The organism is Euzebya pacifica (assembly GCF_003344865.1).
In the GTDB taxonomy this organism is placed as follows: domain Bacteria; phylum Actinomycetota; class Nitriliruptoria; order Euzebyales; family Euzebyaceae; genus Euzebya; species Euzebya pacifica.
This window is the reverse complement of record NZ_CP031165.1, coordinates 1,333,577-1,359,935: the sequence shown is the minus strand read 5'-3', so window position 1 is coordinate 1,359,935 and position 26,359 is coordinate 1,333,577. Positions and strand designations below refer to the sequence as shown.

The 26,359-nt window shown below is 70.6% G+C and carries 19 protein-coding genes; 11 read left to right on the top strand and 8 right to left on the bottom strand.

Features of this window, described 5'->3' with window-relative positions:
* Window positions 1–72: 72 nt before the first annotated feature.
* The gene (locus DVS28_RS05515; RefSeq protein WP_114590571.1) at window positions 73–1,209 is read right to left on the bottom strand and encodes an acyl-CoA dehydrogenase family protein; all 1,137 of its coding nucleotides are present in this window, start codon (window positions 1,207–1,209) and stop codon (window positions 73–75) included.
* 221 nt (window positions 1,210–1,430) lie between these two features.
* Between DVS28_RS05515 and DVS28_RS29895 the strand changes: the two genes are divergently transcribed.
* The 3 genes from DVS28_RS29895 to DVS28_RS05500 all read left to right on the top strand — a co-directional run bounded on the left by DVS28_RS29895 (window position 1,431) and on the right by DVS28_RS05500 (window position 7,229).
* Window positions 1,431–4,502: a cell wall-binding repeat-containing protein gene (locus DVS28_RS29895; protein ID WP_114590570.1), complete on the top strand. Its 3,072-nt coding sequence runs from the start codon at window positions 1,431–1,433 to the stop codon at window positions 4,500–4,502.
* A gap of 76 nt (window positions 4,503–4,578) precedes the next feature.
* Complete coding sequence (locus tag DVS28_RS05505; protein WP_114594006.1) at window positions 4,579–4,998, top strand: NUDIX domain-containing protein; 420 nt, start codon at window positions 4,579–4,581, stop codon at window positions 4,996–4,998.
* Between the two features lie 47 nt (window positions 4,999–5,045).
* Window positions 5,046–7,229, top strand: a complete 2,184-nt coding sequence (locus DVS28_RS05500) for a putative bifunctional diguanylate cyclase/phosphodiesterase (protein ID WP_164709970.1) — start codon at window positions 5,046–5,048, stop codon at window positions 7,227–7,229.
* A 30-nt stretch (window positions 7,230–7,259) separates the two neighbouring features.
* Here DVS28_RS05500 and DVS28_RS05495 read toward each other — a convergent pair whose 3' ends face one another.
* Window positions 7,260–8,189, bottom strand: coding sequence for a DMT family transporter (locus DVS28_RS05495; RefSeq protein WP_164709969.1), 930 nt, complete (start codon window positions 8,187–8,189; stop codon window positions 7,260–7,262).
* Window positions 8,190–8,379: 190 nt separating this feature from the next.
* Between DVS28_RS05495 and DVS28_RS05490 the strand changes: the two genes are divergently transcribed.
* Together DVS28_RS05490 and DVS28_RS05480 are read left to right on the top strand one after the other, a co-directional pair.
* Entirely contained in the window at window positions 8,380–9,465 is a 1,086-nt protein-coding gene (locus DVS28_RS05490) for a hypothetical protein (protein ID WP_164709968.1), read from the top strand.
* Between the two features lie 665 nt (window positions 9,466–10,130).
* Window positions 10,131–11,396 carry an HNH endonuclease signature motif containing protein gene (locus DVS28_RS05480; protein ID WP_216826412.1) on the top strand — a complete coding sequence of 422 codons (1,266 nt, stop codon included), beginning with the start codon at window positions 10,131–10,133 and terminating at the stop codon, window positions 11,394–11,396.
* A gap of 52 nt (window positions 11,397–11,448) precedes the next feature.
* Here DVS28_RS05480 and DVS28_RS05475 read toward each other — a convergent pair whose 3' ends face one another.
* A complete protein-coding gene (locus DVS28_RS05475) occupies window positions 11,449–12,207 on the bottom strand; it encodes a hypothetical protein (RefSeq protein WP_164709966.1) in 759 nt (252 codons plus the stop codon).
* A gap of 36 nt (window positions 12,208–12,243) precedes the next feature.
* Between DVS28_RS05475 and DVS28_RS05470 the strand changes: the two genes are divergently transcribed.
* From DVS28_RS05470 to DVS28_RS05455, 4 genes are all read left to right on the top strand, one after another.
* Window positions 12,244–14,466: an ATPase, T2SS/T4P/T4SS family gene (locus DVS28_RS05470; protein WP_114590563.1), complete on the top strand. Its 2,223-nt coding sequence runs from the start codon at window positions 12,244–12,246 to the stop codon at window positions 14,464–14,466.
* A 28-nt stretch (window positions 14,467–14,494) separates the two neighbouring features.
* Window positions 14,495–16,783 (top strand): ATPase, T2SS/T4P/T4SS family, encoded by a 2,289-nt coding sequence (locus DVS28_RS05465; RefSeq protein ID WP_164709965.1) that lies wholly within the window; start codon window positions 14,495–14,497, stop codon window positions 16,781–16,783.
* A 71-nt stretch (window positions 16,784–16,854) separates the two neighbouring features.
* Window positions 16,855–18,249: a class I adenylate-forming enzyme family protein gene (locus DVS28_RS05460; RefSeq protein WP_114590561.1), complete on the top strand. Its 1,395-nt coding sequence runs from the start codon at window positions 16,855–16,857 to the stop codon at window positions 18,247–18,249.
* A 145-nt stretch (window positions 18,250–18,394) separates the two neighbouring features.
* Window positions 18,395–19,513 carry an Mrp/NBP35 family ATP-binding protein gene (locus tag DVS28_RS05455; protein ID WP_114590560.1) on the top strand — a complete coding sequence of 373 codons (1,119 nt, stop codon included), beginning with the start codon at window positions 18,395–18,397 and terminating at the stop codon, window positions 19,511–19,513.
* A 66-nt stretch (window positions 19,514–19,579) separates the two neighbouring features.
* Here the strand turns inward: DVS28_RS05455 and DVS28_RS05450 are convergent, their stop codons facing one another.
* The 4 genes from DVS28_RS05450 to DVS28_RS05435 form a co-directional block, all read right to left on the bottom strand.
* Window positions 19,580–21,715, bottom strand: a complete 2,136-nt coding sequence (locus DVS28_RS05450) for a cell wall-binding repeat-containing protein (RefSeq protein WP_164709964.1) — start codon at window positions 21,713–21,715, stop codon at window positions 19,580–19,582.
* Window positions 21,716–21,848: 133 nt separating this feature from the next.
* On the bottom strand, window positions 21,849–22,409 hold the full coding sequence (locus DVS28_RS05445) for a phosphatase PAP2 family protein (protein ID WP_114590558.1): 561 nt from the start codon (window positions 22,407–22,409) through the stop codon (window positions 21,849–21,851).
* A gap of 22 nt (window positions 22,410–22,431) precedes the next feature.
* Window positions 22,432–22,812, bottom strand: a complete 381-nt coding sequence (locus DVS28_RS05440; RefSeq protein ID WP_114590557.1) for a twin-arginine translocase TatA/TatE family subunit — start codon at window positions 22,810–22,812, stop codon at window positions 22,432–22,434.
* 38 nt (window positions 22,813–22,850) lie between these two features.
* Window positions 22,851–23,993 carry a S1C family serine protease gene (locus tag DVS28_RS05435; protein WP_114590556.1) on the bottom strand — a complete coding sequence of 381 codons (1,143 nt, stop codon included), beginning with the start codon at window positions 23,991–23,993 and terminating at the stop codon, window positions 22,851–22,853.
* Window positions 23,994–24,105: 112 nt separating this feature from the next.
* Here DVS28_RS05435 and DVS28_RS05430 point away from each other — a divergent pair, with 112 nt between their 5' ends.
* Window positions 24,106–24,723 (top strand): O-methyltransferase, encoded by a 618-nt coding sequence (locus DVS28_RS05430; RefSeq protein ID WP_205712060.1) that lies wholly within the window; start codon window positions 24,106–24,108, stop codon window positions 24,721–24,723.
* Window positions 24,724–24,760: 37 nt separating this feature from the next.
* Here DVS28_RS05430 and DVS28_RS05425 read toward each other — a convergent pair whose 3' ends face one another.
* Entirely contained in the window at window positions 24,761–25,585 is an 825-nt protein-coding gene (locus tag DVS28_RS05425; protein ID WP_114590555.1) for a class I SAM-dependent methyltransferase, read from the bottom strand.
* 86 nt (window positions 25,586–25,671) lie between these two features.
* Between DVS28_RS05425 and DVS28_RS05420 the strand changes: the two genes are divergently transcribed.
* Window positions 25,672–26,343 (top strand): winged helix-turn-helix transcriptional regulator, encoded by a 672-nt coding sequence (locus DVS28_RS05420; protein ID WP_114590554.1) that lies wholly within the window; start codon window positions 25,672–25,674, stop codon window positions 26,341–26,343.
* Window positions 26,344–26,359 lie beyond the last annotated feature (16 nt).

Here is a 26,359-nt window from a genome sequence, read left to right as displayed (position 1 = left end):
GGTGAACGCGTTGCCTGTCCGGCGTTCACCTGCAAGACGCCGCGCTGCGGTCCAGTGGTGTCCTCGCGCGGCTCAGGTGAACGCGTTGAGCCCGGTGAGGTGCCGCCCGAGCAGCAGGCGCTGGATCTGGCTGGTGCCCTCGTAGAGCGTCGTCACACGGGCGTCGCGCAGGTAGCGGCCGACGGGGTACTCATCGGAGTAGCCGTAGCCGCCGTGCACCTGGACGGCCCGGTTGGCGTTGCGCACCGCGGCTTCGGAGGCGAACGTCTTCGCGACGCTGGACTCCACGGTGTGCCGCTCCCCCTTGTCGTGCTTCCATGCGACCTTCCAGGTCAGCGCCCGGCTGGCCTCGAGGTCGAGGTAGATGTCGCTGAGCAGCTCCTGCACCAGCTGGAACCCACCGATCTTCTTGCCGAACTGCTCACGCTCCAGCGCGTACTCCAGCGACGCGTCGAGGCACGCCTGGGAGATGCCGGTGCAGCCAGCCGCCAGGGAGAACCGTCCGTTGTCCAGCGAGTGCAGGGCGATGCGCAGGCCCTTGCCGATCTCGCCGAGCACGTTCGCCTTCGGCACCCGGACATCGGTCAGGGACAGCTCGGCGGTGTCACCGGCACGCAGGCCGAGCTTGCCGTGCAGCGGCGTGCCCGAGTAGCCGGGCGTGTCCTGGGGGACGAGGAACGCGGTGATGCCGTCGTCGGTCTGGGCGTAGACGACCGTCAGGACGCCGCGTGACCCGTTGGTGATCCACATCTTGGACCCGTTGATGACCCAGTCGTCGCCGTCGCGGCGGGCGAAGGTCTTCATCCCGTTGGGGTTCGAGCCGTGGTCGGGTTCGGTCAGCCCGAACGCGCCCAACCCCTCTGTCGCCAGGCGCGGCAGCCACTCCTGCTTCTGTTCCTCGGTGCCGTAGTTGAGCAGCGAGGAACCCACCAGGCCGAGGTTGACGGAGATCATGGAGCGGATGGACGCGTCGGTCCGACCGGTCTCCTCCACGATCAACCCGTAGGAGAGGTAGTCCAGCCCCATCCCGCCGTACTCGGTGGGGATGGTCGCGCCGAGGAACCCGACGTCGAACAGCTTGGGAACCAGCTCGTCCGGAAACGCCTCGGTGCGGTCCAGCTCGCGAGCGTTGGGCGCGAGCTCGCGATCGCAGAAATCCTTCGCCAGCTGGCGGATGCCAGCCTGCTCGTCGTTGAGGTCGAAGTTCATGTCGCCTCAGCGTAGCCAACGACCATCCGCCGCAGGGAGCGCCTCGACCGAGTGGCGGCCCCGGCCATCCGATGGTTACCAGACGGATGGTTGAGCTTTACTCCCCAAATGGCGTCGCGTAGGTTGCACCACCGTACGCTATCGAAACGCCGTTCCACAGAGTGAACTGCGTTCGGTGGCGCGTCTTTCAGAACACCCGCCGAGAACAAGGAACCCCCTCGATGATCCGTCGAACCATCCCCGTGATGGTGCTGCTGCTGGTCGCATCCCTGACCGCCGTGGCCCCATCGCTTGCACAGGACGAGAGCCCACCCGATTCATCCCTCGTCCGCCTCGCCGGCGACGGCCGTGCCGCGACCGCGGCTGCCATCGCTGGGCAGCGGGACACCGCCGATCACGTGCTGATCGCCCGCCAGGACTCCTTCCCCGACGCCTTGGTCGGCGCGGTGCTGGCCGGCGCGCTGGACACCCCGATCCTGCTGGCTGCCACCGACGGGCTCCCGGAGGCGACCGCCGACGCGATCGCTGACCTCGGCGCGTCCTCGGCGACCCTACTCGGCGGCACCGCCGCCCTCGGCGACGCCGTCGAGACCGCGCTGAGCGACCTCGGCCTCGACGTGGACCGGCTCGCCGGCGACGGCCGTCACGCCACGGCCGCCGCCATCGTGCGTGCCGCCGTCGCCGCCGACCCGACGATCCCGGGCCAGGTCGCCGGTCAGCGCACCGCCCTCGTCGCCAGCGCCGCCGGGTTCGCCGACGCCCTGGTGGGCGGCGCCGTTGCCGCTGGTGAGGGCCTCCCCCTGCTGCTGGTCGACGCCGATGGTGTCCCCGAGCAGACCTCCACCCTCGTCGACGAGCTGGCCATCGAGCGCCTCGTCGTGCTCGGCGGCACCGCCGTGATCAGCGAGGCCACCGTCGCCGACCTCGAGGCCCTCGACGTCGACGTCACCCGTCTTGCCGGCGACGGCCGCCAGGCCACCGCTGCCGAGGTCGCCACCTGGGCCATGACCGCCCTGGACTGGCGTCCGACCGCGGCGGTCCTCGCCACCGGCGACGACTTCCCCGACGCCCTCGCCGCCGCGCCGCTTGCCGGCGACGTGACCGCTCCTGTGCTGCTGGCCGGCGGCGACGTCGCGTCCGACGCGCTGGCATCGGCACTGGGCTGCACGGTGTCGACCCTCTACGTGGCCGGTGGCGAGAACGCCGTCAGCGACGAGGAGGCACAGTCGGTCCTCGACGCCGCCACCACCGGTGACGTCTGCGACCTTGCCGTCACCGCCTTCCCCGACGTGGCCGTCGTGCCGGTCGGCCAGGCCTTCACCGTCACCGCTGACCTGCTGGACCGTGACTCCAGCTTCGCCGCGGTCGACCTGGAGGGTGTCGAGGCGACGTTCACCGTCACCCCCGACACCAACAGCATCGGCATGGCCACCCCCACCGTGGGGATGGAAACGATCCCGGCGTCCGCCGACGGCACCGCTGCGACCACCTTCACCTCCAACACCCCCGGCCTGGTCGTGGTCAACGTCTGTGCCGCCGGCCCCGATGGTGAGGAGACCTGCGACACCTCTGCGGTGCGCTTCGCTGCCCGTTACGCCGGGTCGCTGGACAACATGGTCGGTCACGCCAACGTGATCGACGACGAGGTCTGCCTGGCCGGTTCGCCCGCCGAGGGGATCGCGCGCATCCAGATCAGCGACGGCACCACGACCTTCGCCGTCGACGGCTCGGAGGGCTGCCTGCCCGCCGACGGGCTGACCGCTCGCGACATCGACGCCGACATCGACAGCTGGAGCATGGCCATCAACGGCGCCGCCACCGACAACTTCGCCGCCATCGGCAGCGACTACAGCCAGTTCGAGACCACGGAGGCACCCGCCTACGACGTCAACGAGTCCACGGTCAGCGGTGTCGACCACATCGCCACCGTTCCCGGGACCAGCGGCTCGACCTCCGTCAACTTCCTCGACGTCGACGGCGTCGACGTGATGGCGACCAGCGGCCGGTTCGGCCTGAAGCTGTTCGACATCACCGACCCCACCGCCCCCGTTGCCCTCGGGACAGCGTCCATGCCGGGCTTCTGGCAGAACGAGGACATGGATGTCGACGACGGCCGTGACCTGATCTTCCTGTCACGTGACCCCCGGGCCTACGGCGGCTCGACCAGCGACGGCGTCGCCGGTGTCTACATCTTCGACGTCTCCGACCCCAACAACATCGTCGAGCTGGCCTTCCACGAGCTGCCCACCGGCCACACGGCCACGTGTGTGCTCTCGGAGTCCGGACCCTGCGACTACCTGTGGTCGGGCGGACCGGCGACGGGTGAGCACCAGCCCGAGGACTGGGCCGGACGACCGATCTTCGTGACCGACATCACCAACCCCGCGAAGCCGTTCACGTACCCCCAGCCACTGGTCACCAACCAGAACGACGGCGTGACCGACTACGCCCACGACGTCCAGGTGGACGCCGACGGCATCGCGTGGGTCTCCTCGCGAGGCGGCATCTACGGCTACCACACGATGGGTACCCACACCGACCCGCTGACCGGCGAGGAGCGCGTGGCCACCCCGGTCGACCCGGTCCCCTACGCCGGCGGCACCCTCGCCGACGAGGCGGCGCCCAGCCGCCTCGTGCACAACTCCTTCCGCGCCGTGGGCAACACGGCCGACCAGGGCGCCGACCTCGAGGCCAGCGGCTTCGCGGAGGGTGAGCTGATCTACAACACCGAGGAGGCCTTCTCCACCCGGTGCGAGACCGACGGTCGGTTCGTCATCGCCAGCCTGGCCGGCAGCGAGGCCGGCGAGGGATTCGAGTCCACCCCGGATGACCCGTTCCGCCTGGAGACGGTCGGGATCTGGTCGCCGACCATGGCGGAGGGCCAGTCCCCCGACCTGTTCTGCAGCGCGCACTACTTCGCCGTGAAGGACGGGATCGTGGCCTACTCCTGGTACGCGCAGGGCACCCGGTTCCTCGACGTGTCCGACCCGGCCAACCCGCGTCAGATCGCGTACTCCCGACCGACGGGTGGAGTCAGCTACGCGCCGTACTTCCATGGCGACTACGTCATCGTGGCCGACAGCAGCCGCGGTGTGGAGGTGCTGCAGCTCAACGACGACGCCATGACGGCGCTCGCCGGTGAGGAAGAGGTGCTGGCACCGGTGCTGCCGGGGGCCACCTTCGCCCAGCGGCAGGCCACCGGCTCGGCCGGCACCAGCGCCGGAGCATGGGAGGCGGACCCGGTCTTCGGCTGGTCATGCGCCATCCCGGTCGAGGAGACCACCTCGGCCTAGCACGCCCTTCGGATCGTCGGACGCCCGGACCCTCGTGGTCCGGGCGTTCGCCGTTGCCGGGCGTAGGCTGCTGCGCGTGTCTGCCACCCCTCCCCCACCCGTCGTCGGTGTCGGTGCCGTGGTCGTCCACGAGGGTCGCCTGCTGGTCGTCAAGCGCGGCAACGAGCCGGCCCGTGGCCTGTGGACCCTCCCCGGCGGACGGCTCGAGCCGGGCGAGACTCTCGAGGCCGGCGCGCTGCGGGAGCTGGAGGAGGAGACGGGGCTCGAGGGGCATGTGGTCGCCCTGTGCGGTGTGGCCCAGCGCATGGGACCGACCCACAACTTCGTGATCCTCGACTACCGGGTGGACGTCGCCGACATCGGTGGGGCCAGGGCCGGGGACGACGCCGAGGAGCTCCGGTTCGTGACGAGGTCGGAGCTGGAGACCCTCGAGACCGTGCCCGGGACGGTCACGTTCCTGGCCGACCACGGACTACTCGACCACCTGCGAGGGTAGACCTGCACGTGTTCCGCGATGGGGGATCGCTTGCGAAGGAGACCTCGATGACCCAGCCCTCGACCGACACCGAGGGCCTGCTCCAGCTCGCCGAGGTGCTGGCCGGTCGGCACTCCACTGCTCGTCGGCTGCAGGAACTCTGTCGGCTGACGACGGTGCTGGTGGGCTGTGACCGAGCCACGGTGTTCGTGCTCGACGACGACCGCTTCCGGCCCTGGGCGCAGTACGGCGTGCCCGAGGACCAGGTCCCCCTCCTCGAGGACACCTCCTTCTCCCCTCGCCATCCGCTGGTCCGCGAGGCGTTCGAGCACGACAGCTTCGTCGTCATCGACGACGTTGTCGGGTCGCCCCTGCTCGGTCCGTGGGTCGCGCGGACCGGCGTCAACGCGATGGTCGTCGCGGCCCTCGCGTCCAACGATCCCGATGCGCCCCGAGCCGTCGGGTTCATCAGCGCCGAGTACGCCGAGCGGACCGGCGGGTTCGACGACTTCGAGGCGCACCACGTGCTGGCGATGGCCCGCACCGCCGGACTCCTGGTGCAGGCCGAGCAGCTGCGGCGGACCGACCGCGAGCACCGCAGGCGCCGCCGGACCCGTATGCGGCTCATCGAGGGGCTCCTGCAGGTGGGGGCCGACGCGATCGACAACAGCGACCGCCTGCGGGTGCTCCAGCGCGTGGTCGAGCTGCTGGGCAACGGCGGCTTCGGGACGGGGGCGCGGATCGTGACCAGCGACGACGAGGCTCGTGTGCTGGTGAGCGCCGGGGCGCGCGTGCCCGACGTCCTCGACGAGGACGCCGAAGCCCGTCAACGACTGGTGCGCGTGCCGGTCGAGGGGGACGAGCTGGTGATCGAGGCGCTGCTGGACGAGGGCGCCGATGTCGGCACCAGCGGGGTGACCCTCGTCGCGGGGCACCTGTCGGCCCTGCTCGGACGGCTCGACGCGTCCGACCGGCTGCGCCAGATGGCCCTGACCGATGCGCTGACGAGCCTGCCGAACCGGCGCCACCTCGTGGAGTACCTGCGGGAGCACCTGCCGTCGGCACCCATGACCGTGCTGGCCCTGGACCTCGACAGCTTCAAGGTCATCAACGACAGCCTCGGCCACGACGCCGGCGACGCGGCGTTGTGCGAGGTCGCGGACCGGCTGCTGAACGCATCGGCACCACACTTCCTCGCCCGCTTCGGCGGCGACGAGTTCGTCATCGTCGTGCGCGACGACGACCCCGAGCAGGTCGTGGCTCGCGTCCGTGCTGCACTCGAACGTCCGCTGAGCGATCGCGTGGGTGGCGGGTCTGCCAGTGTCAGCATCGGGCTGGCCGAGGGCCTCCGCGGCGCCGATCCCGCCGATGTCCTGCGCGACGCCGACGCGGCCATGTACGTGGCGAAGTCACACGGGGTCGGACGGGTCCAGCGCTTCGATCGCGCCACTCGCAGCGAGGCGATTCGGCGGCAGGAGCTGGCCACCCAGCTGCGCATCGGGCTGCGCGACGGACAGCTGGAGCTGTTCCACCAGCCGTCCTGGTCGCTTCCGGACCGCCGCCTCCGCGGGTTCGAGGCGCTGCTGCGCTGGCGGCGGGCCAGCGGGACGATGTGGCTGCCCTCGCAGTTCATCGACGTCGCCGACCAGTCGCTGCTGATGCACACCATCAACGACTGGGTGATCGACGAGGCCTGTCGCCAGGCCGCACGCCGACACCAGTCCCACCCCACCCTCGATGTCGCCATCAACCTGTCGCCCCGCTGGATGGACCGCGGCGTCGTGGCGACGATCGAGGCGGCGCTGGAGACCCACCAGTTGCCCCCCGAACGGCTGGTGGTCGAGGTGACCGAGGACAGCGCGCTGGCCCCCGGGACACCGGCATGGAACGCGTTGCTCGCGCTGGCCGACCGAGGGGTGCAGCTGTCGCTGGACGACTTCGGGACGGGGTACTCCTCGTTCCTGCGGCTGGCGGACCTCCCCCTGGCAGAGATCAAGATCGACCGGGAGGTCGTCCACAAGCTGACCGACGGCCCGGCAGGACGGGAGCTCATCCGGGCCATATCCAGGGTCGGTGCGTGGCGAGCTGCCCGTGTCGTGGCCGAGGGTGCACGTGACGACGCCCACCTGGCCGCGTTGGCCGAGCTCGGCTGCACGCACGCGCAGTGCTTCCACCTCGGTGTGCCGCTGAGCTCCGACGAGGCCCTGGACCTGACCCGGGCCCACGCTCCAGCCGCCCACGAGGACCGCTGATGGTTCGACCGGTCCATCCTTCCGGTGCGTTCAGCCGGTCGGCGCGACCGACTCGGCAGGGCGCCGTTCACCGGTGGCGGCGAGGAAGACGCCGATCAGCATCAGCGGTCCGCCGAGCGCCAGCAGCGGTGGTGGGACCTCGCCGAGCAGCAGGAAGGCCAGCAGCCCTGCACCGATCGGTTCGCTGAGGACCACGACGGCGACCGTCGTCGCGGGGACCTGGTTGAGCACCTGGTTGAAGATCGTGTGGCCCAGCAGCTGGGGGCCGAGCAGCAGTCCGAGGATGGCCAGCCAGGTCGTGCCGTCGAAGCCCACCAAGGCGCTGCCCGTGGCCAGTGAGACGACCAACAGCACTGCGGCCGACGTGCCGTAGACCCATGCGCCGTAGGTGGCGACCGTGAGGCGTCGTCGAGTCCGCTGCCCGATCACGAGGTACCCGCTCACGGCGATCGATCCACCGAGGGACATCAGGTCGCCCAGGAGCGGGTTGGAGCCCGTGGCCCCCTCCCCTCCGTCGGCGATGGCCACCACGGCTGCCCCGGCCATCGCGACAGCGATCCCGAACCACGTCCGTCGGGTCGGTGGCTGTCCCAGGAACAGCCACGAGCCGAGCCCCACGAAGACCGGGGCGGTCGCGGCGAACACGACCGCGGATGCCACGGAGGTGTAGGCGAACGCCCCGATGAACAGGGCGAAGTGCACCGCGAGGAACGTGCCGCTGAGCAGCATGGCCCGGATCTCCCGTGCATCGGGACGGACCGTGTCGCGGGCGGCGAAGGGGACCAGGGCCACCGCGCCGCCGAAGGAGCGCCAGAACGCCAGCGCCAGGGCGGGCGCCGAGGCCGTCCGGATCAGGACGGCCGCAAACGACACGGCGAGCATGCCGACCGCGAGCAGCAGGCGTACCCGGGCGGGCGCGTGCGTGGTCGTCGTGGAGGCGGAGGAGGTGCTGGCGGTCACGCCGACCACATTCTCAGCCCCGTGGCTCGAGGGCCAAAACGTCGCGTCGCCGTCCGTGGCCGACGAGGCCGATCGGGGGGGTGGGCGTCGAGGCCGTATACTCCCCCAGACGTTCACCGCCGGTTCCGGCGGCCCTGCCTTGCGCCGATGCTGGCGCCGACATGACCACTCCAAGGAGCTCGAAGCCGCGATGACCCGCGCCGACGTGCACTACGCCCTCGCGATCGACACCGAGATCTGGGAGGCGTCGAAGGTCGACCCGACCCTGCTCGACCCGGTGGTCCGCACCGACGCCGTGCCCGGGACCACCCACCCGTTCGTGGTTGTCCGTGACTACCAGGGCCCCCAGGGGCTGTACCTGGAGTACTTCACGATCACCGACCCGACCGGTGCGGAGGTGTTCCGTTCGGTCGAGCGCAAGGTGAACCTGCGTGGTGAGCAGTTCGAGGACCGGATGACCACCACGGTCCCCCGCCTGCTGGTGGACCGCGGTGACGAGCACGAGCTGACGTTCTTCGTCGACGGGGACGAGGTCAGCTCCGTCCCGATGTTCCTCGAGGTCGGCGGCGGTGGTGACCCCTCGGTCATGGCCGAGGAGACCCTCGCCAAGGCCCTGGGCAAGGGCGCGATCATGTGGATCGTGATCGACCGCAAGGTGCCGGTCGTCCCGGGGACGAAGAAGCTCCGGAAGAACCGCCCCCGTGGGCTGGTCTACGAGAAGCACCAGACGCCGGCGTGGTTCGTGCTGGACATGGAGACGATCTTCGTCTTCTCCGGTCCGACGGAGCAGCAGATCGAGGGCCTCGAGCCGTCGACGGAAGAGGTCGAGATCGTCGCCCGGTCCAAGGACCTGCGCTCGGCCGTCGTGCGGACCAAGGCCAAGGTCGAGGTCGTGCCGTCGGATGACCCGCGCTGGGCCACAGCTGCCGAGGCCGGGATGGGCAAGCGCCTCAACCTGCCCGACGGCGAGGGCGCCATCGACCGGTGGCGCGAGAACTGCACGCTGTACGCCCTGACCCCGGTGTTCGCTGGCGCCCCCAGCAAGACCGCCGTCGAGGCCGTCGCAGCTGCCGCAGCGCCTGCGGCAGCGGAGGAGAAGAAGGAGGTCAAGAAGCGCCCCGAGGACGACATCCACGTCGAGGCGCAGATCGACCAGGCCGTCTTCGACAAGCTGGTCGCCGAGGGCAAGTCCGAGCGCGTCGCCCGCGCGAAGGCCAAGGCCGCGTACGTGCGGGCCGAGAAGAAGCGGATCCTCGCGGAGCAGCAGGGCAGCTGAGGACCCGAGCCGCCGCGAAGCGGCTTTGCGAGGCCCGGAGGCTGCCCGACCGCTGCTCCGCCAGACCAACACCGCGGAGCAGCAGGGCAGCTGAGGACCCGAGCCGCCGTGAAGCGGCCTGGCGAGGCCCGGAGGCTGCCCGACCGCTGCTCCGCCAATGAGCGACGGGAGCAGCAGGGCGGCTGAGGACCCGAGCCGCCGTGAAGCGGCTTTGCGAGGCCCGGAGGCTGCCCGACCGCTGCTCCGCCAATGAGCGACGGGAGCAGCAGGGCAGCTGAGGACCCGACTCCGCGACGCGGAGCGCTGAGGAGGCCCGAGCCGCCGGTGGGTTCCGGCGCGATCGGGGCCTGAACCCCCTATGGGTGTGTTCGGGCACGATCGTGGCTGGGGGCCGACCCGCGCCGGGTGTGTTTCGGCGCGATCGGGGCCTGGACCTCTTATGGGTGGGTTCGGGCACGATCGTCTCGCGGCCCCGGGGACGGGGCCGTTGGACGGTACGTGGTCGGGTCGCACCGTGGCTCGAGTTGTCTGGTGTGGGACATGTGGTGCTGTGTGTCGACGATCCGTTCGAAATGGTCTGTGAGCTGGGGAAACAGGCGATCCGAGACCGTCGATGCGGTATACTCGAACACACGATCGAGACAGCGAGAACTGGGGTCGGGGACATGGGTGGGCAAGGGGTGGTTGAGGCGGGTGAGGTGACCGAGCTGGTCACCCACCTCCACACCCTCGCCAGCCGCTTCGACCCCGACCAGATTCCCGACAGCGACGTGGCAGGACTGGTCGTCGACCTCGGCCGTGCAGGCCGGTTGGTCGACGGGATGCTCACCCGGGCCGCCCGACGCGCCACCGAGGCCTCCGCCCACGAGACCGCCGGAGCCAAGGACGCAGTGACGTTGATCGCCACCGCCACCGGCAGCTCCACCGCAGCCGCCAAGAAGATGTTGAAGACCTCAGAGCAGCTCGTGGACCAGCCCGACGTGGACAAGGCTGTCACCGACGGGACCCTGTCGACCGACCAGGCCGTCGTGGTCTCCGAGACCGTGGCCGATGCGCCGGAGAAGGCGGCCGAGTTGATCGGTGGGGCGGGTGAGCAGACGCTGGCCGAACTGCGGAAGACCGCTCGGGACATCCGCACCGCTGCCGATCCCGATCGGGAAACGACCCGACGGCGGCACCTGGCCCGGCGGGCGTTCCGGTCGTGGACCGAAACCGACGGCGAATGGAAGGCGTTCCTGTCCGGACCGGGTGATCTGGGTGCCCGGATCGAGGCGGCGCTGCGGGGCGAGCACGACGCAGTGTTCCGGACCGCACACGCCGCCGGACGACGCGAGGACGATGCCTGCTACCGGTTCGACGCCCTCCTCAACCTCCTCGAAGGACACGCCACCACCGGCGGTGAACAGGCCAGCACCGACGATGCCCCCGTCCCCACCCCTGCGACGAAGGGACCACGGACGGGCCGGCAGACCAAGGTCATCATCCGCGTCGACGGCTCGGCACTCGTGCGCGGCGAGGTGGAAGACGGCGAGACCTGCGAGATCGCCGGCATCGGCCCGGTCGCGCTGTCCGCGGTCCGCGAGCAGATCCCCGACGCCCACATCACCTACGTGATCACCAACGCCCAGGATGTGACCGTCGCCCACCTCGGCCGGCAGGTCACCGCCCACCAACGCACCGCCCTGGAAGCACGGGGCTACCAATGCGAAGTGCCCGGTTGCACCGCCGACCACCTCCTGGAGATCGACCACATCACCGGCTGGGCCCTCACCAAACAAACCCGACTGTCCGATCTCGCCTGGCTCTGCACCACCCACCACCGACAGAAATCCAGGCGCCACTACCGGCTGCTCGGTCCACCCGGACAACGCACCTGGACCACCCAAACCGGCGTGGAGATCAGCCGCGACCCACCCGTCCAGGCCGCCTGACGACACGCTCGTCGAAGACGGCCAGCGCACCGCGCGTGGCGACCGCGATGCGTCAGCGGACGCGTCGCCGTTGTGCCAGGACGCCGCCGCCGATCGCGAGGACAGCCAGCAGGGCGATCCCGCCCTGCAGCAGAATCGCGAAGAGGTCCAGCCCCGGTCGCACGTACGCCACGTCGAGCGCCTGTTCCTGCCCCGGGGAGAGCTCGAGGACGACCTGCTGGGCGCCGTCGGGGTCCTCCGGATCGACCGGGGAGGTGGCGGTCGCGGTCCCCTCCACCAGCGGCACCGGCGTGGTGACCACGAAGGTGTACTGCACCGCGGTGTCGACCTGCTGGCCGAGGGTCTCCAGCGGGACGCCGGTGTCAGCTGCCGCGACCTCGGTCAGCCGGAAGGGCACCGTGCCCGTCAACGAGACGACGTCAGCCTCCGGGTCCAGGGCCAGTGACAGGGGGCCGAGCAGCTGGGCCTCCGGTGCGTCCAGCGCCGAACGGAGCTCCTCGTAGCGCAGGCCGAACTCCTCCGGGCCGTCGAAACCGGTCCGGACAGTGACCTCCTGCAGCGTGCCGTCCTCGGCCTCACCGGTCGACAGGTCCCAGCCCTCGAGGGCCTCGACGCGCTCCACTAGGCGACCCAGCGGGTCGACTCCCGCCGATGCGGCCATGTCGACCAGCTCGGCGTCCGGTGCGAGGGTGAACTCGAGCGCTCCTCCCCCGTCGTCGTCCAGCGCGACCCGCGTTTCGAGGCGCAGTTCGCAGCCCGCGGCGAGCACGAGCAAGAGAACAATCAGGACTGCATGGCGAATGGTGCTCAAGATCAGGGGTAACCCTACCGACTCAAGACATGAACCATGACTCAGGAACGACGTAGCAAGAAGCCGATCGGCGAGTGGCTGGTCGCCGAAGAGTTGATCTCCCAGGGAGAGCTGCTCGAGGCGCTGGCGAGCCGAATGGTCATCGACGGCAAACGCGAGCGCCTGGGCGAGACGATCGCCCGGCTCGGCTTCGTCGAGATGCAGGACGTGTCCCGCATCGTCGCCAAGCAGTTCGGCCTGGAGTTCGCCGGCACGACGCTGCCCGAGCCCCACGCCAGCGCCCGCGACACCGTCCCCGAGTCGTTGGCCCGTCGCCACGGCATCGTGCCGGTCTGGACCGAGCAGGACGGCACCCTCGTGGTGCTGACCGCCGACCCGACCGACATCGTCGCCATGGACGACGTCCGGCTGTCTGCAGGCGCCCGCCGCCTCCGGCCGATCGTCACCTCCCCCGACCGCATCGGCGACGCCCTCAAGCGCGTCTACCTTTCCGACGGCTCACGGACCGGTGCGCTGCTCGACCAGATCTCCACCGACTCCGAGTCCGTCGACGACGACGCCGATGACATCGTCGACTCCGTCGAGGAGCGAGCCCCGGTCATCCGCCTGGCCGAGCAGATCATCCACGACGCCCTGCACGGCAACGCCAGCGACATCCACGTCGAGCCCGGCAAGACCTCCTCCCGCGTGCGCTACCGCATCGACGGTGTGCTGCAGGAGGTCATGCAGATCCCCAAGAACGTGCACGGCCCGCTGATCAGCCGCCTCAAGCTGATCGCGTCGCTGGACATCGCCGAGCGCCGTCGTCCCCAGGACGGCCGGTCGACGTACCGCAGCAAGGACTCCGAGGTCGACCTCCGTGTCTCGACCCTCCCCCTGCTGTACGGCGAGAAGATGGTCATGCGTCTGCTGCGCAAGGGGGCCGAGCAGCTGCAGCTGGACGAGGTCGGCCTGTCCGACGAGCAGCATGCCAACGTCCTGGCCCACATCGAGCGTCCGCAGGGCCTGTGCCTGCTGACGGGACCGACCGGTGCCGGCAAGACCTCGACGCTCTACGCCTTCCTGTCCCACCTGTCCGACGACGAGCACAACCTGATCACCATCGAGGATCCGGTCGAGTACGAGCTGCCCGGCGTCAACCAGACCCAGGTCAACGCCCGGATCGGCTTCACGTTCTCCTCCGCGCTGAAGACCGTGCTGCGCCAGGACCCCGACGTGGTGATGGTCGGTGAGATCCGTGACCTCGAGACGGCGGAGCTCGCCCTGCAGGCCTCCCTCACCGGCCACATGGTCTTCTCCACCCTGCACACCAACGACGCCCCCGGCGCCGTGACCCGTCTGGCCGACCTGGGCATCCCCGACTACCTGATCGCCTCGTCCCTGACGATGGTGGTGGCCCAGCGCCTCGGCCGTCGTGTCTGCTCCAGCTGCGTCGGACCGCACACCCCCACCCAGCGCGAGATCGACCGGCTCCGGCTGACCCCCGAGGACATCGCCTACAACGGCTGGGTAACCGGGCACGGCTGCGCCGCCTGTGGCCACACCGGCTACAAGGGCCGCATCGCCTTCATGGAGATCCTGACCGTCGACAAGGGCGTCAAGAACGCCATGATGGCCAAGGCCGAGGAAGCGGAGATCCGCCGGGCCGCACGACGCGCCGGTCTCGTGTCGCTGCGCGAGGACGGCCTGGTGAAGGCCCGTGACGGGATCACCACGCTCGAGGAGGTGCTGCGCACCACCCCGACCGACGCGGTCGAGGAACACGACGAGCACGTCGCGGCGCTCGCCGCCGCCCAGCTGGCCGCACAGGCCGCTGCCCAGCAACCGGTCCCCATCCCCCAGCCGCAGGCACCTGCCCAGCCGGTCGCGCTTGCGCCCGTTCGCGAGGAGCCGAAGCGCGTTGTCGTCGCCGACCCCGACGAGGAACACCGTGTCGGTGTCGCAGCGGCCCTGCGTGACAAGGACTACGAGGTCGTCGAGGTCGGATCCGGTGAGGATGCGCTCGACGCCGTCGCGAGGACTCGCGCCGATGCGGTGTTCGTGTCCGCGGAGCTGGAGGACGTCGACGGGTACGCCCTCACCCACGAGCTGCGTGGCCGACAGGTCACCGTCGACACTCCTGTATTCGTGATGAACCCTGCCGATGAGGATGCAAGGCTCGACGCGGTCAGGGCAGGCGCCACTGACGCAGTCAGCACCAGGACTACCCCCAGGAACGCGTTGAACCGGCTGGAAGAGCTGCTGGAACACGTGGACTGAACCGGATCGGTTGGATCGGATGGACGGAGTGAACACGAGGAAGCGCTTGGGCGACCTGCTGGTCGACGAGGGCGTCCTCACCCCTCAACAGGTCGACGAGTTGCTGTCGTCCCGCATCGAGGTCGACGGTCGGCTCGAACGTCTCGGCGAGGCCGCAGTCCGGCTCGGCTTCTGCAGCCAGGACGAGATCGGCATGGTCCTCGCCCAGCAGATGGACCTCGAGTACCGCGACGACCACGTCCTGCCGGTCGACGCCGAGCTGGCCTCGCGCACGTCCCGGAGCCTCGCCGAACGACACCTCGTCATGCCGCTGCGGGCCGAGGACGGCGACGTCGTGGCGGTGGCGTGCGTCGACCCGACCAACATCGTCGGCCTCGACGACGTCCGCGTGGCGATCGGTGCCCGCCGGCTGCGGATCGTCGTGGTCCCCACCAAGACCCTTCGCCAGACCATCCAGGAGGCCTACGGGGTCGAGGCCCGTGCCCAGCAGGACGACTTCTTCTCCGCCTACCGCAAGGAGGAGGAGGAGGCCGAAGAGATCGAGATCACGGCCACGAGCGAGAACGACGGCCCGATCATCAAGCTGGCCGACGAGATCATCCTCCGTGCCCTGACCGGCGGTGCATCCGACATCCACGTCGAGCCGCGGCCGGACTCCATCGTCGTGCGCAACCGCATCGACGGTGTGCTCCACGAGACGATGAACCTGCCACGGCAGATCTCCGGCCCGCTGATCTCGCGCATCAAGCTGATCGCCGGCCTCGACATCGCCGAGAAGCGCAAGCCCCAGGACGGCCGCGCCCATTTCCGGGGCAGCGACCGCGAGGAGGATGCGGTCGACCTGCGCCTGTCGACCCTGCCGACGATGTTCGGCGAGTCCGTCGTCATCCGCCTCCTGCGCCGCGACAACGCCAGGCTGACGCCCGAGGACATCGGCATGTCCTCCGCGCAGGCCGCCCAGGTCCTCTCCGCCGTCGAGCGGCCCCAGGGCCTCGTCCTCGTCACCGGCCCGACGGGGTCCGGCAAGACCTCCACCCTCTACACCTTCCTGCAGCACCTCGCGACGGAGGAGCGCAAGCTCATCACCGTCGAGGACCCGGTCGAGTACGAGCTCGAGGGCGTCGTGCAGTCCCAGGTCAACGAGCGGGCCGGCTACACCCTCAACCGGGCGCTGCGCACCATGCTGCGCCAGGACCCCGACATCGTCATGGTCGGTGAGATCCGCGACCCCGAGACCGCAGAGCTGGCACTGCACGCGTCGTTGACCGGCCACCTCGTGCTGTCCACGCTGCACACCAACGACGCCCCCAGCGCCGTCGTGCGCCTGGCCGAGCTGGGCATGCCCGGCTACCTGATCGCCTCGGCGCTGACGATGGTGATGGCCCAGCGGCTGGTGCGGACGGTGTGTCCGGACTGCACGCGAGAGGTGCCGCCCAACGACCGCCACCGCCAGCGCCTCTCCCTCCAGCCCGACATGCGGTTCGTCGAGGGCGCAGGCTGCAACGCCTGCATGCACTCCGGCTATCGCGGACGGGCCGGTGTGTTCGAGATCCTGACCGTCGACGGTCCCGTGCGCGAGCTGATCGCCGACAACGCCAGCACCGACGCCATCGCCCAGGCCGCCCGCGCGAGCGGACTCCGCGGCCTGCGCGAGGACGCCATCCACAAGGCTGGTCAGGGCATGACGACCCTCGACGAGGTGCTGCGCGTCACGCCGCGCACCGAACACGCCGCGAACCACTGCCCCGTCTGCGCGCAGCAGGTCGAGGTCGACTTCCGCACCTGCCCGTGGTGCACCGCCGACCTGCGTCCCAACCAGTGCGCGCAGTGCGAACGCGCGCTGGATCCGGCATGGCTGGCCTGTCCGTCGTGTGGAACGGCCACCGGGACGACCAGCGGTCCGGTGGCGGTCGAGGGCGAGGGCGATCCGACGGCCCTCCCGCGGATCCTGGTCGTCGACGACGACCCGAGCGTCCGGGGTGCCCTGCAGGCCATGCTGGCCGGTGACTTCGAGGTGGTCGAGGCCGACTGCGGCGAGGCCGCCCTGGCCGCCGTCCACGCGAGCAGGTTCGACGCCGCGGTGATCGACAAGGGGCTTCCCGACCTCGACGGCTACGCGGTGACCCGCGAGATCCGCGCTCGGCCCACGGTGCGCGACCTGCCGATCATGATCATCACGGGCTACGACGACCCCGAGACCGAGATGGAGGGGCTGCGCGCCGGTGCCGACGACTGGCTGGCCAAGCCCGTCGACCTCGAGGTCCTCATAGCCCGGCTGACCCGCCTGCTGCGTCGCCGCGCCATCCACGCCGCCTGACCGAGCCGCCCCGGGTGGGTGGCCGGTGCGCTGGCAGGGCTCGCGTGCCCAGGGGGTAAGGTGACCGGCCGATGACGACGTCCTGGGAGACACTGGCCTGCCATGCCGTCGGCGCCCTTCGGGCCCACGGCGCCGCGACCGGCGACCGGGTGGTGTTGCTCGCCGACAACAGTCCCGCGTTCCTCGCCTTCACGTGGGGTGCCCTGCGCGCCGGGATCGTCCCCGTTCCGCTGAACACCGCGCTGTCGGACACGCAGGTGGTGGCGCTGGCGGCCGACGCCGACGGGACGCTGGTGGTCACCGACGCAGCCAACGCCGGCAGGCTCGACCCAGACCTCCTGCTGGACGAGGCCGACCTGCTCGCTGCCAGCCCTGCCGCCGACCTGCACCCCGTGCCCCTTGCCCGGGCGATGCACTACACCTCGGGCACCAGCGGCACCCCCAAGGGGGTGTGGACCGGCGTCCTGTCCCCCGACCTGGCCACCGCGTGGGCCGATGACGAGACCACCGCCAACCCGACGGGGCCCGACGACGTCCACCTGGTCTGTTCGCACCTGTTCCACTCCGGCCCGCACCGCTACGCCATCAACACGCTGAACCGCGGTGGCCACGTGGTGGTCCAGCCCCACTTCGACGCCGGCGCGACCCTCGCCGCCATCCAGCGCCACCGCGTCACCACCGCCTTCATGGTCCCCACGCACCTGTCCCGACTGCTGGACCACCCGGACATGGCGACCGCCGACCTGTCGAGCCTGCGCTGGATCCACCACGCGGGTGCGGCCTGCCCCGAACCCCTCAAGCGCCGCGCCCTCGACGCCTTCCCCGCGGGGGTGCTGCACGAGTTCTACGGCTCGACGGAGGGCCAGTTCACCGACATCACCCCTGCGGAGTGGCTGCAGCGGCCCGGCTCGGTCGGACGGGCACGAGCCGGCCGAACGCTGCAGGTCACCCGCGACGACGGCAGCGAGGCGGCCGTCGACGAGGTGGGCACCGTCTGGGTCTCGGCGCCGCCGCATGCCCGTTTCTCGTACTGGCGCAGCCCCGCGGCCACCGCAGCGGCCTGGCGCGGCGACCGCTTCACCGTCGGCGACCTCGGGGCGCTGGACGACGAGGGCTACCTGACGCTGTCCGGGCGACGAACCGACCTGATCGTCACCGGTGGCGTGAACGTCTATCCGGCGGAGGTCGAACGGGTCCTCCTGGCCCATCCGAGCGTCGCCGAGGGGGTCGTGTTCGGCGTCGCCGACGACGCGTGGGGCCAACGGGTGACGGCCGCCGTCGTCCCACGTCGTGGGGCTGCCGCGGACGGCGAGGAGATCCGGACGTTCCTCCGGGCCCGCCTCGCCGGCTTCCAGACCCCCAAGGACGTGCTGGTCCTCGACGACCTCCCACGAACCGCGTCGGGCAAGCCGCTGCGCAACGTGCTGGCCGAGCGACTGTCCCCTAGGCCACAGAAGCGCCCTTGATCGATCGGTCAAAGGCCCGATGAGTGACCAGGCCCAGTCCGCGTGACCGCCTGATCACCCCCCGACCTGCACCGCCTTGGGCGGGATCTCGGGCCGCCGATACCATGACGGTCCCCCGCAATCCCTCAAGGAGAGTGTTGTTGCCATGCCCACGACCGACCAGGTGATGCAGGCCCTCGGCACGGTCAACGACCCCGAGATCGGCCAGCCGATCACCGACCTGGGCATGGTCGACGGCGTCGACGTCGCCGACGACGGCAAGGTCACCGTTGACGTACTGCTGACCGTGCCCGGCTGCCCCATGAAGGACACCATCACCCGAGAGGTGACCGGTGCCGTGCAGAAGGTCGAGGGAGTGACCGCCGTCGAGGTTCGCCTCGGCTCGATGACCGAGCAGCAGCGCGCCAGCGTGGCCGAGAAGGTCCGTGGCGGCGCGGGCCGCGCCCCCGGCGGGCAGGTCGTCATCCCCTTCGCCGAAGCCGACAACCCGACCAAGGTCGTGGCGATCGCCTCGGGCAAGGGCGGCGTCGGCAAGTCGTCGGTGACCGCCAACCTCGCCGTTGCCCTCGCCAAGGAGGGCCTCAACGTCGGTGTCCTCGACGCCGACGTGTGGGGCTACTCCATCCCCCGGATGCTGGGTGTGGAGGGCAAGCCCGTCGCCTTCAACAACATGGTGATGCCGCTGCAGGCCCATGGCGTGAAGGTCATCTCCATCGGCTTCTTCGTCGACAGCGAGCGGCCGGTCATCTGGCGTGGCCCGATGCTGCACCGTGCGCTGCAGCAGTTCCTCGCCGACGTGCACTGGGGCGACCTGGACTTCCTGCTCTGTGACCTGCCCCCCGGCACCGGCGACATCGCCATCTCCCTGGCGCAGATGTTGCCCAACGCCGACATGCTGGTCGTCACGACCCCGCAGCAGGCCGCACAGCGTGTCGCCCTGCGCGCCGGGCAGATGACCGCCCAGACCGGCATGCGCGTCTCCGGTGTGATCGAGAACATGGCGACCTTCGTCGCCCCCGACACCGGCAAGGAGTACCGCATCTTCGGTGAGGGCGGCGGACAGCTGCTGGCCGCCGAGCTCGACACCGAGCTGTGGGGCCAGATCCCGATCGACACCCGCCTGCGCGAGGGTTCCGACAACGGCACACCGCTGGTGGTCGCTGACCCCGACGCCCCCGCCTCGCAGCGGTTCACCGAGATGGCCAAGCGCCTGGCCAAGACCAAGACGTCGCTGGTCGGCCGCTCGCTTCCCCTGAAGTTCTGACCGCCCCCACGGACCACGAGGAGCCCGCACCATCCGGTGCGGGCTCCTCGCGTTGTGGCGTGTCTGCTACCCGGCGCGGGGCTGGAACAGCGGGTTGCGGGCCAGCATGAACGCCTGGTCAGCCGTCATGGTGCTGGACAGGCCCGTCCAGAACATGAAGTTGTCGCCGAGCTCGCCGCACTCGACGTCGTCGACCTCACCGTTGTCGTCGGCGTCGTTGGCGATGTCGCACTCGGGGGTGTCGGCCAGCAGGTCGTGCTCGATGCCGTCCGCCTGGGTGGTGTGGGCCAGGCCCATCAGGTGGCCCGCCTCGTGCCACGCCACCGGCCCGGCGCCGAGGATGCCCGGCTGGCCGTCGTCGGTGTCGGGGACGTCGGTGGCGATGATCACGCAGCTGACGCCGAACCCGCCGAGGACCACGCTGCCGGGGAGCCCGGAGGACAGCCCGTCGATGCCGACGTCCTCACCGTCCTCGGTGATGCGGTCCACGAAGGCGAAGTTGAGGGCCCGACGGTCGGTGTCGGCGTCCACGATGGCGCGGCACAGGTCGGAGATGTCGGTCGTGCTGGAGTCGACCTCGGCCCAGGCCGTCCTGACCTCGTCCGGGGCGGTGGTGAAGGACGTGGCCCCCGGGTGCAGCCCGAAGCCACCCATGATCTCCTCACCGGCGGTGTCGAAGACGTCCACGACCGCCGCCTGCTCCTCGGCGGAGTCGACGTGGCCGACGGTGCTGACGTCGACGTAGTTGACGTCGATCTCCTGGCGGGCCGACGGGTCGCCGGACTTCACCAGCGCCACGACCCGGGAGATCGGGGATTCCGAGGAGTAGGTGAACGCGTAGTCGCCGGCCGGCAGGATGTCCCCGTCGAACTGGCCGGGGAACTGCGGCAGGGACAACGCGATGTCGGGGCGGTTGCTGTTCTCGGGGATGTCCTCGGCCGTCAGGACGAAACCCTCGGGACCGGTGACGCCGTCGATGAACATGGTGCCGTCGGAGGTGCTGCCCTGGACCATGAAGAGCACGGAGATGTCGCCCTCTTCGATGGCCACCGTGGCCGTGCCGCCGCCGTCCTCGGGGAGGGGCAGCTCGACGATCCGAAGGTCCTCGCCGAGGCCACCGGGACCCCCTCCGCCTGCCAGCGTCTCGGCCTCGGCCTTGACGGCGTCGGCGACGGCGCTGGCCGGACCGATCGTGGTGACGGTCGGCATCTCGCGTCCCAGGTACCCCGCGGTGGTCGTCGGCACCGAGTCAGCGGTGACGTACAGCAGCGGGGCGTTCTCCGATGCGGCGGCGACGCCACCCGGGAGCGCGTAGGTCCAGAAGTTCTCGGGGAACCCGTTGACGATGGCGACGGCCGAACCGGCGCGGTCATCCCACAGGTCCTCGGCGATCCGCAGGGCGGTGTCGTCGCGGGTGACACCGGCGATCCGGCGCACCTCGGTGTCGGTACCGGCGGCTTCCATCACCAGGGTCTGGACGTCGTCGCTCAGCGCAGCGGTGCCACCGAGGAGGATCACCTCGTCCCAAGGGTCGTCGCCGGGGGCCAGCAGCGTGCCGACGGCCTCGTGGAGGGAGTCGGTCGGCGTGACGACGATGGGCGTGCCGGTCGCAGCGGCCCAGGCGCCGGCAGTGGCGGAGTCGGCAGGGTTGTCGTCACGGGCGATGAGGAGGGTCTCGCGGGGACCGTCCCCCACGACGTCGAGGGCGATGTCGATGGCCGTCTCCACGCGGGACGGCCCGGCCAGGCGGTCGATGCACCACCCGGCGTCGGTCAGGTCGTCGGCAAGCTCGGTGCCGAGGGCGTTCTCCCCGCCGAGCAGGACGACATCGGCGTCGGCGCACTCCTCCTCCGACGGCGCGCCCAGCAAGCGGACGAGCTCGGTGGCCACCGCCGCGTCGAGGCCTGCGGGGGCAGGGTCGACCAGCAGCAGCACCCCGTCGACACCAGCCGCGGCGGACCCGGCGAGGTTGTCGGGGAACACATCGTTTCGGCCCAGCACCACGCGGGTGGCAGCGCCGTCAGCGACGCCTCGCTGTGCGATGTCGATCGATGCCGCGGTGGGCGCCTCGTCGTCACCGATGCGTTCACCACCCGGCAAGGCGGCTTCGGCAGGCGTGGCGAGAAGGCCGGCGACCACCATCGCCAGCAGGAGGAGGATCGCCGTGGGGCGGCGCGACCCCGGTATGACACGTGCAGACATGAACATCGGTCCTTGCATCGAACGAATGGAACTGCTCCCCCCCCGAATGGCCCGCGACAGCGTAGACGACGTCCCCCATCAGCAACACACACGACATTCCCCGTCGGCCCAGGGTGGGTCAGGACGGGGCTGATCAGTCCCGAGTGGTGGTGACCAAGCGCTCGACGCTCCGCGCGATGGACCAGCCGAGGACCGCACCGGCAGCGGTGTCGCCGGGGTAGTGGACACCGACGTGGATCCGGGTCAAGGGCACCCAGACCGCGATCGCCGTCCATGGCCAGCGTCGTCCGCCGGCGGATCGGCGCGTCATCAGGGTCGCCATCGCCGCGGCCACGGTGGCGTGCCCCGACGGGAACGACGAGCCCGTCGGCGGCTTGATCAGCCGCTCCAGCGCCGGGTCGGCCTCGAACGGGCGGCGACGGTTGAACACCCGTTTGCTCTCCTGGCCGATGAACCAGGCCGCAGTGCCCACGATGGCCAAGTCTGCGGCATCGCGGCGGCGACCGAGCGCCGCGAGCAGGCCCGCCGCGCCGGCAACGGTGTACATCGAGCCGAGGTCGGTGGTGTTGACCGCCAGGGCATCCAGTGCCGGATGTCGTCGGATCAGGCGCCGCCACGCGGTGGCCAACCGGACGTCGAGCGGTCCGATCGGGTTGACGAGGCTGCGGACGCGGCGAAGCAGGGGGTGGGTCATGGGGCGGCGGACCGTCGCTGGATCAGGTCGCGTCCGGGTCGAACGGGGCGTTGCCCGGCTCCAGCCCGTTCGCCGACATCGCCATGTCCTTGGGCCCTCCGGTCGAGATGCCCTTCACCTCGTCCATGGTCTCGTTCATCGGCCCGACGATGGCCTGTGTCGCCGTGCCCTTCAGGTCGGTCAGGGAGCCGCGCAGCTGCCGCGCCTCGCGGGTCAGCTCGGCGAGGTCCTCGTCGACCCCTGCGGCGTCGCGCAGCTCGCCGAGGGTCTTGTTGGCCTCGCGTCGCACCTGGTTGACGGTCCGCCCGACGGTGCGGGCGATGCCGGGCAGGCGGTCGGGGCCGAAGATGAACAGCGCGAGCACCGCAAGGCCCACGAGCTCCCAGAAACCGAGGCTGCCCATGTGTGTGCGTCAACTCCCGCGTCGACGGCTGCTGGCCGTCAGGACTGATCCGACCGCAGGGTGACCGTCACCTCGCGGTGCTGGTCGTCGCGGACCAGCTGGACCCCGAGGGTACCGCCCACACCGGCCTCGCGGACACGGTCGACGAGGTCGTCGATGGTCCGCAGGATCTCATCGTCGACGGCAACGAGCACGTCCCCCTCGCGCAGGTCGACCTCGGCGGCGGCCGAACCGGGGCTGATGGACTCCACCAGCACACCCCCAGCGACGTCCTGGGCCAGGGCTTCGTCGGGGGTGAGGGAGCGCCCGCTGATGCCCAGCCGAGGACGGGCGACGGTGCCGTTGGCGATCAGCTGCGCCACGGTGTCGGCGACGATGTCGACGGGCACCGCGAACCCGACCCCCGACCCCGAGGGCCGCTCACCGGACAGGACGGCAGAGGTGATGCCGAGCATCCGGCCCTCGCTGTCCACCAGCGGACCCCCGCTGTTGCCGGGGTTGATCTCCGCGTCGGTCTGCAGGGCCCGGGACAGGCGCAAGGTCGAGCCGTCGAGGCCCGCCAGGTCGATCGCCCGATCGATGGCGCTGACGACGCCGACGGTGACGGTGCCGTCGAGGCCGAACGGTGCGCCGACGGCCACGGCGAGCTGGCCGACACGGATGTCGTCCACGTCGGCCCGTGCCAGCGGTGGCAAGTCAGCGCGTCCGACACGCAGCAGGGCGAGGTCGGCCTGTTCGTCGGTCCCGACCAGCGCGGCTGGTTCGCTGCTGCCGTCGTGGAAGACCACCTCGATGCGGGTGGCACCCGCGACGACGTGCAGGTTGGTCACGACGTGGCCGCTGTCGGAGACGATGGCACCCGAGCCGTTCCCCGAGCCGCTGCCGATGCCGTCGACGTCCACCCGCACCACCGAGGGCAGCACGACCTCCGCCACCGCCGCCACCAGGTCGGGATCGGCGACGCCGTCGACCTGAATGACCGGCCGCGCCACCGGACCGGTCGGCCCCTGCGGGCCGGGCAGCACCAGGGCGACGAGTCCGGCCCCGACGAGCACGCCGACCAGACCGGCGACCGCAGCCACCCAGACGAGGGAGCGACGGCCGTCAGGGGGCAGCCCGACCCCGTCGACGGTCGGGTCGAGCGAGCGGTCGGTCGCGTCGCCGGTGTCGGGTTCCTCCACGCAGCCAGCATGCCGGACCCGTCGGCGGTGGGCATCACGGCGACTGTCGTCGTTGTCGTGTTCGGAGCGTTCCGGCAGGTAGGCTGCCTGCGAGATGCTGAATGATCAGCGCGTGACTGCGTACCTGCGATCCCATGCCGAAGGGGAGGACGAACCCCTCCGGGCCGCCCGTGCGCGCAGCGAGGAGAGCGACATCCCCGCGGTCAGCAGCGAGATCGGCTCGGTGCTGCGCTTCATGGCGCGGGCCACCGGTGCCCGCACCGTGGTCGAGATCGGCTCGGGCGGCGGCTACAGCGGCCTGTGGTTCCTCGGCGGCATGGACCCCAAGGGGATCCTGACGACGATCGAGATCGACTCGGGCAACCAGTCGCTGGCCCAGCAGGCGTTCAACGAGGCGGGGCTCACGTCCCGGGTTCGTTCGCTGCTCGGCCCGGCGCTGCTGATGCTGCCCAAGCTGGCGGACTCGGCCTACGACATCGTCTTCATCGACGCGATGAAGTCGGAGTACCCCGAGTACCTCGAGCACGCCAAGCGCCTCCTCCGTCCCGGTGGCGTCCTGCTGGCCGACAACGTGCTGTGGTCGGGCAAGGTCGCCGACCCGCTCGTCGACGACGAGGACACCCAGGGCCTGCGCACGTTCAACGAGACGGTCAAGGACGACCCCGACCTGGCCAGCATCCTGCTGCCGATCGACGACGGCCTGATGGCTGCCGTCCTGCGCGCCAGCTGACCCGCCTGCGGGGGCGCGCTGCCCCCGATGGTGATCCTCACCCGGCGATCGTCACGGCAGCAACGATCGCGGGCGCCGGAAAGGCCACGTGGCCGTCCGCGGTCACGAAGCGCACGAGATCCCGTTCGGCACGGGCCAGCAGCGCCGCCTCCCCGTCGTCGTCGACGAGCTCGGAGAGCGTCCAGCCCCGCACATCGGTGTGCACCCAGTCGGCGATCGACGGGAAGCGAGCAGTCCCCGTGACCTCGTGCAGGCGGAGCCTCGACCCGGCCGGTTCCAGCAGCGCCACGACGTCGTCGAGGTCGCCCAGCACGAACGGTGCGCGCAGCGCATCGGCCGCGTCGTCGCCCAGCTCAGCGGCGATCAGGTCCACCATCGCCGCATACCCGGGCGTACGGTCCAGACCGGCCCACGTGACAAGCGTGACCGTGCCGCCGTCGACCGCCACCCTGGCCATCTCGGCCACCGCGCGCGTCCGGTCGACGAAGAACATCGCGGCGAACTGGCTGATGACGTGGTCGAACGCACGGTCTTCGAATGGAAGTGCCTCGGCGGTTCCGGCCTGCCAGTCGACGGTGGCATCGCAACGGCGGGCGACGGCACGCATCCCGTCGTTGGGATCCACCGCGATGACGTCGACGTCCCGCCCGACTCGTCGGCGCGCGGCACGGGCGAGCACCCCCGTGCCGCAGCCGACATCGAGGACGCGGGCACCCGGTCCGACACCCGCGAAGTCGAGGACCGGTTCGGCGAACTGACCGAAGAGGGCGGGGACGAAGAACGCCTCGTAGAGCTCGGCCGCCGCGGTGCTGACCTGGCCTCGTTCGGCGGCGGTCGGTTGTTCGTTGTGCTGCGGGGACATGCCGGGCAGTCTTCGAGCGCTCCCACCCACCATCAAGTGCTGTTTTCGAACTCGAACTGCGGCGAAGGAGGCGCGAGGATCTGGACATGAGGACCTATCGCCAGTACTGCCCGATCGCCCGAGCCTCGGAGATCATGGCCGAGCGATGGACGCCGCTGGTCGTGAGGAACCTGATGTTGGGGGCCCACACCTTCAACGACATCGCCCGAGGAGTCCCAGCCATGTCCCGGTCGATGCTGGTCAAGCGCCTGGCCGAGCTCGAACACGCTGGGGTCGTCCGCGTCACCCCGAAACCCACGGGTCGGGGATCGCGCTACGACCTGACCGAGGCGGGCGCCGACCTCGCCGCGGTCATCGGGGCGCTCGGGGACTGGGGCGAGCGGTGGGTCGAGGTGACCAGCGCCCATGCCGACCCCGGATTCGCGCTCTGGGCCTGGTGCCAAGCGCAGCTCGACCGGTCGAAGCTGCCCCACGACCGGGTCCTCGTCGCCTTCGCCTTCCCCGAGGAACCACCGGCCAACCGGTACTACTGGCTCCTCGTCGAGCACGGGGACGCGGAGGTCTGCTACGCCGACCCCGGCGGCGATGTCGACCTCCACGTCGAGGCCGGATCAGCGGCCTTCGTCGACTGGCACCGTGGGGTGCGGTCGTGGGAGGGCGCCCGGGCCAGCGGCGGCATCACCGTGACCGGGCCGCGGCACCTCGCGCGTGCGCTGGGCACGTGGAACCTCCATGCACCCACCGCTCCCCGACCGTGACGACGAGCGACCTGCC

What these genes read in the sequence shown, in the direction of transcription:
- DVS28_RS05515 (WP_114590571.1), bottom strand. Translation starts at nt 1,209, where the DNA reads ATGAACTTCGACCTCAACGACGAGCAGGCTGGCATCCGCCAGCTGGCG.
- DVS28_RS29895 (WP_114590570.1), top strand. Translation starts at nt 1,431, where the DNA reads ATGATCCGTCGAACCATCCCCGTGATGGTGCTGCTGCTGGTCGCATCC.
- DVS28_RS05500 (WP_164709970.1), top strand. Translation starts at nt 5,046, where the DNA reads ATGACCCAGCCCTCGACCGACACCGAGGGCCTGCTCCAGCTCGCCGAG.
- DVS28_RS05490 (WP_164709968.1), top strand. Translation starts at nt 8,380, where the DNA reads ATGACCCGCGCCGACGTGCACTACGCCCTCGCGATCGACACCGAGATC.
- DVS28_RS05480 (WP_216826412.1), top strand. Translation starts at nt 10,131, where the DNA reads ATGGGTGGGCAAGGGGTGGTTGAGGCGGGTGAGGTGACCGAGCTGGTC.
- DVS28_RS05470 (WP_114590563.1), top strand. Translation starts at nt 12,244, where the DNA reads ATGACTCAGGAACGACGTAGCAAGAAGCCGATCGGCGAGTGGCTGGTC.
- DVS28_RS05460 (WP_114590561.1), top strand. Translation starts at nt 16,855, where the DNA reads ATGACGACGTCCTGGGAGACACTGGCCTGCCATGCCGTCGGCGCCCTT.
- DVS28_RS05455 (WP_114590560.1), top strand. Translation starts at nt 18,395, where the DNA reads ATGCCCACGACCGACCAGGTGATGCAGGCCCTCGGCACGGTCAACGAC.
- DVS28_RS05450 (WP_164709964.1), bottom strand. Translation starts at nt 21,715, where the DNA reads ATGTCTGCACGTGTCATACCGGGGTCGCGCCGCCCCACGGCGATCCTC.
- DVS28_RS05445 (WP_114590558.1), bottom strand. Translation starts at nt 22,409, where the DNA reads ATGACCCACCCCCTGCTTCGCCGCGTCCGCAGCCTCGTCAACCCGATC.
- DVS28_RS05440 (WP_114590557.1), bottom strand. Translation starts at nt 22,812, where the DNA reads ATGGGCAGCCTCGGTTTCTGGGAGCTCGTGGGCCTTGCGGTGCTCGCG.
- DVS28_RS05425 (WP_114590555.1), bottom strand. Translation starts at nt 25,585, where the DNA reads ATGTCCCCGCAGCACAACGAACAACCGACCGCCGCCGAACGAGGCCAG.
- DVS28_RS05420 (WP_114590554.1), top strand. Translation starts at nt 25,672, where the DNA reads ATGAGGACCTATCGCCAGTACTGCCCGATCGCCCGAGCCTCGGAGATC.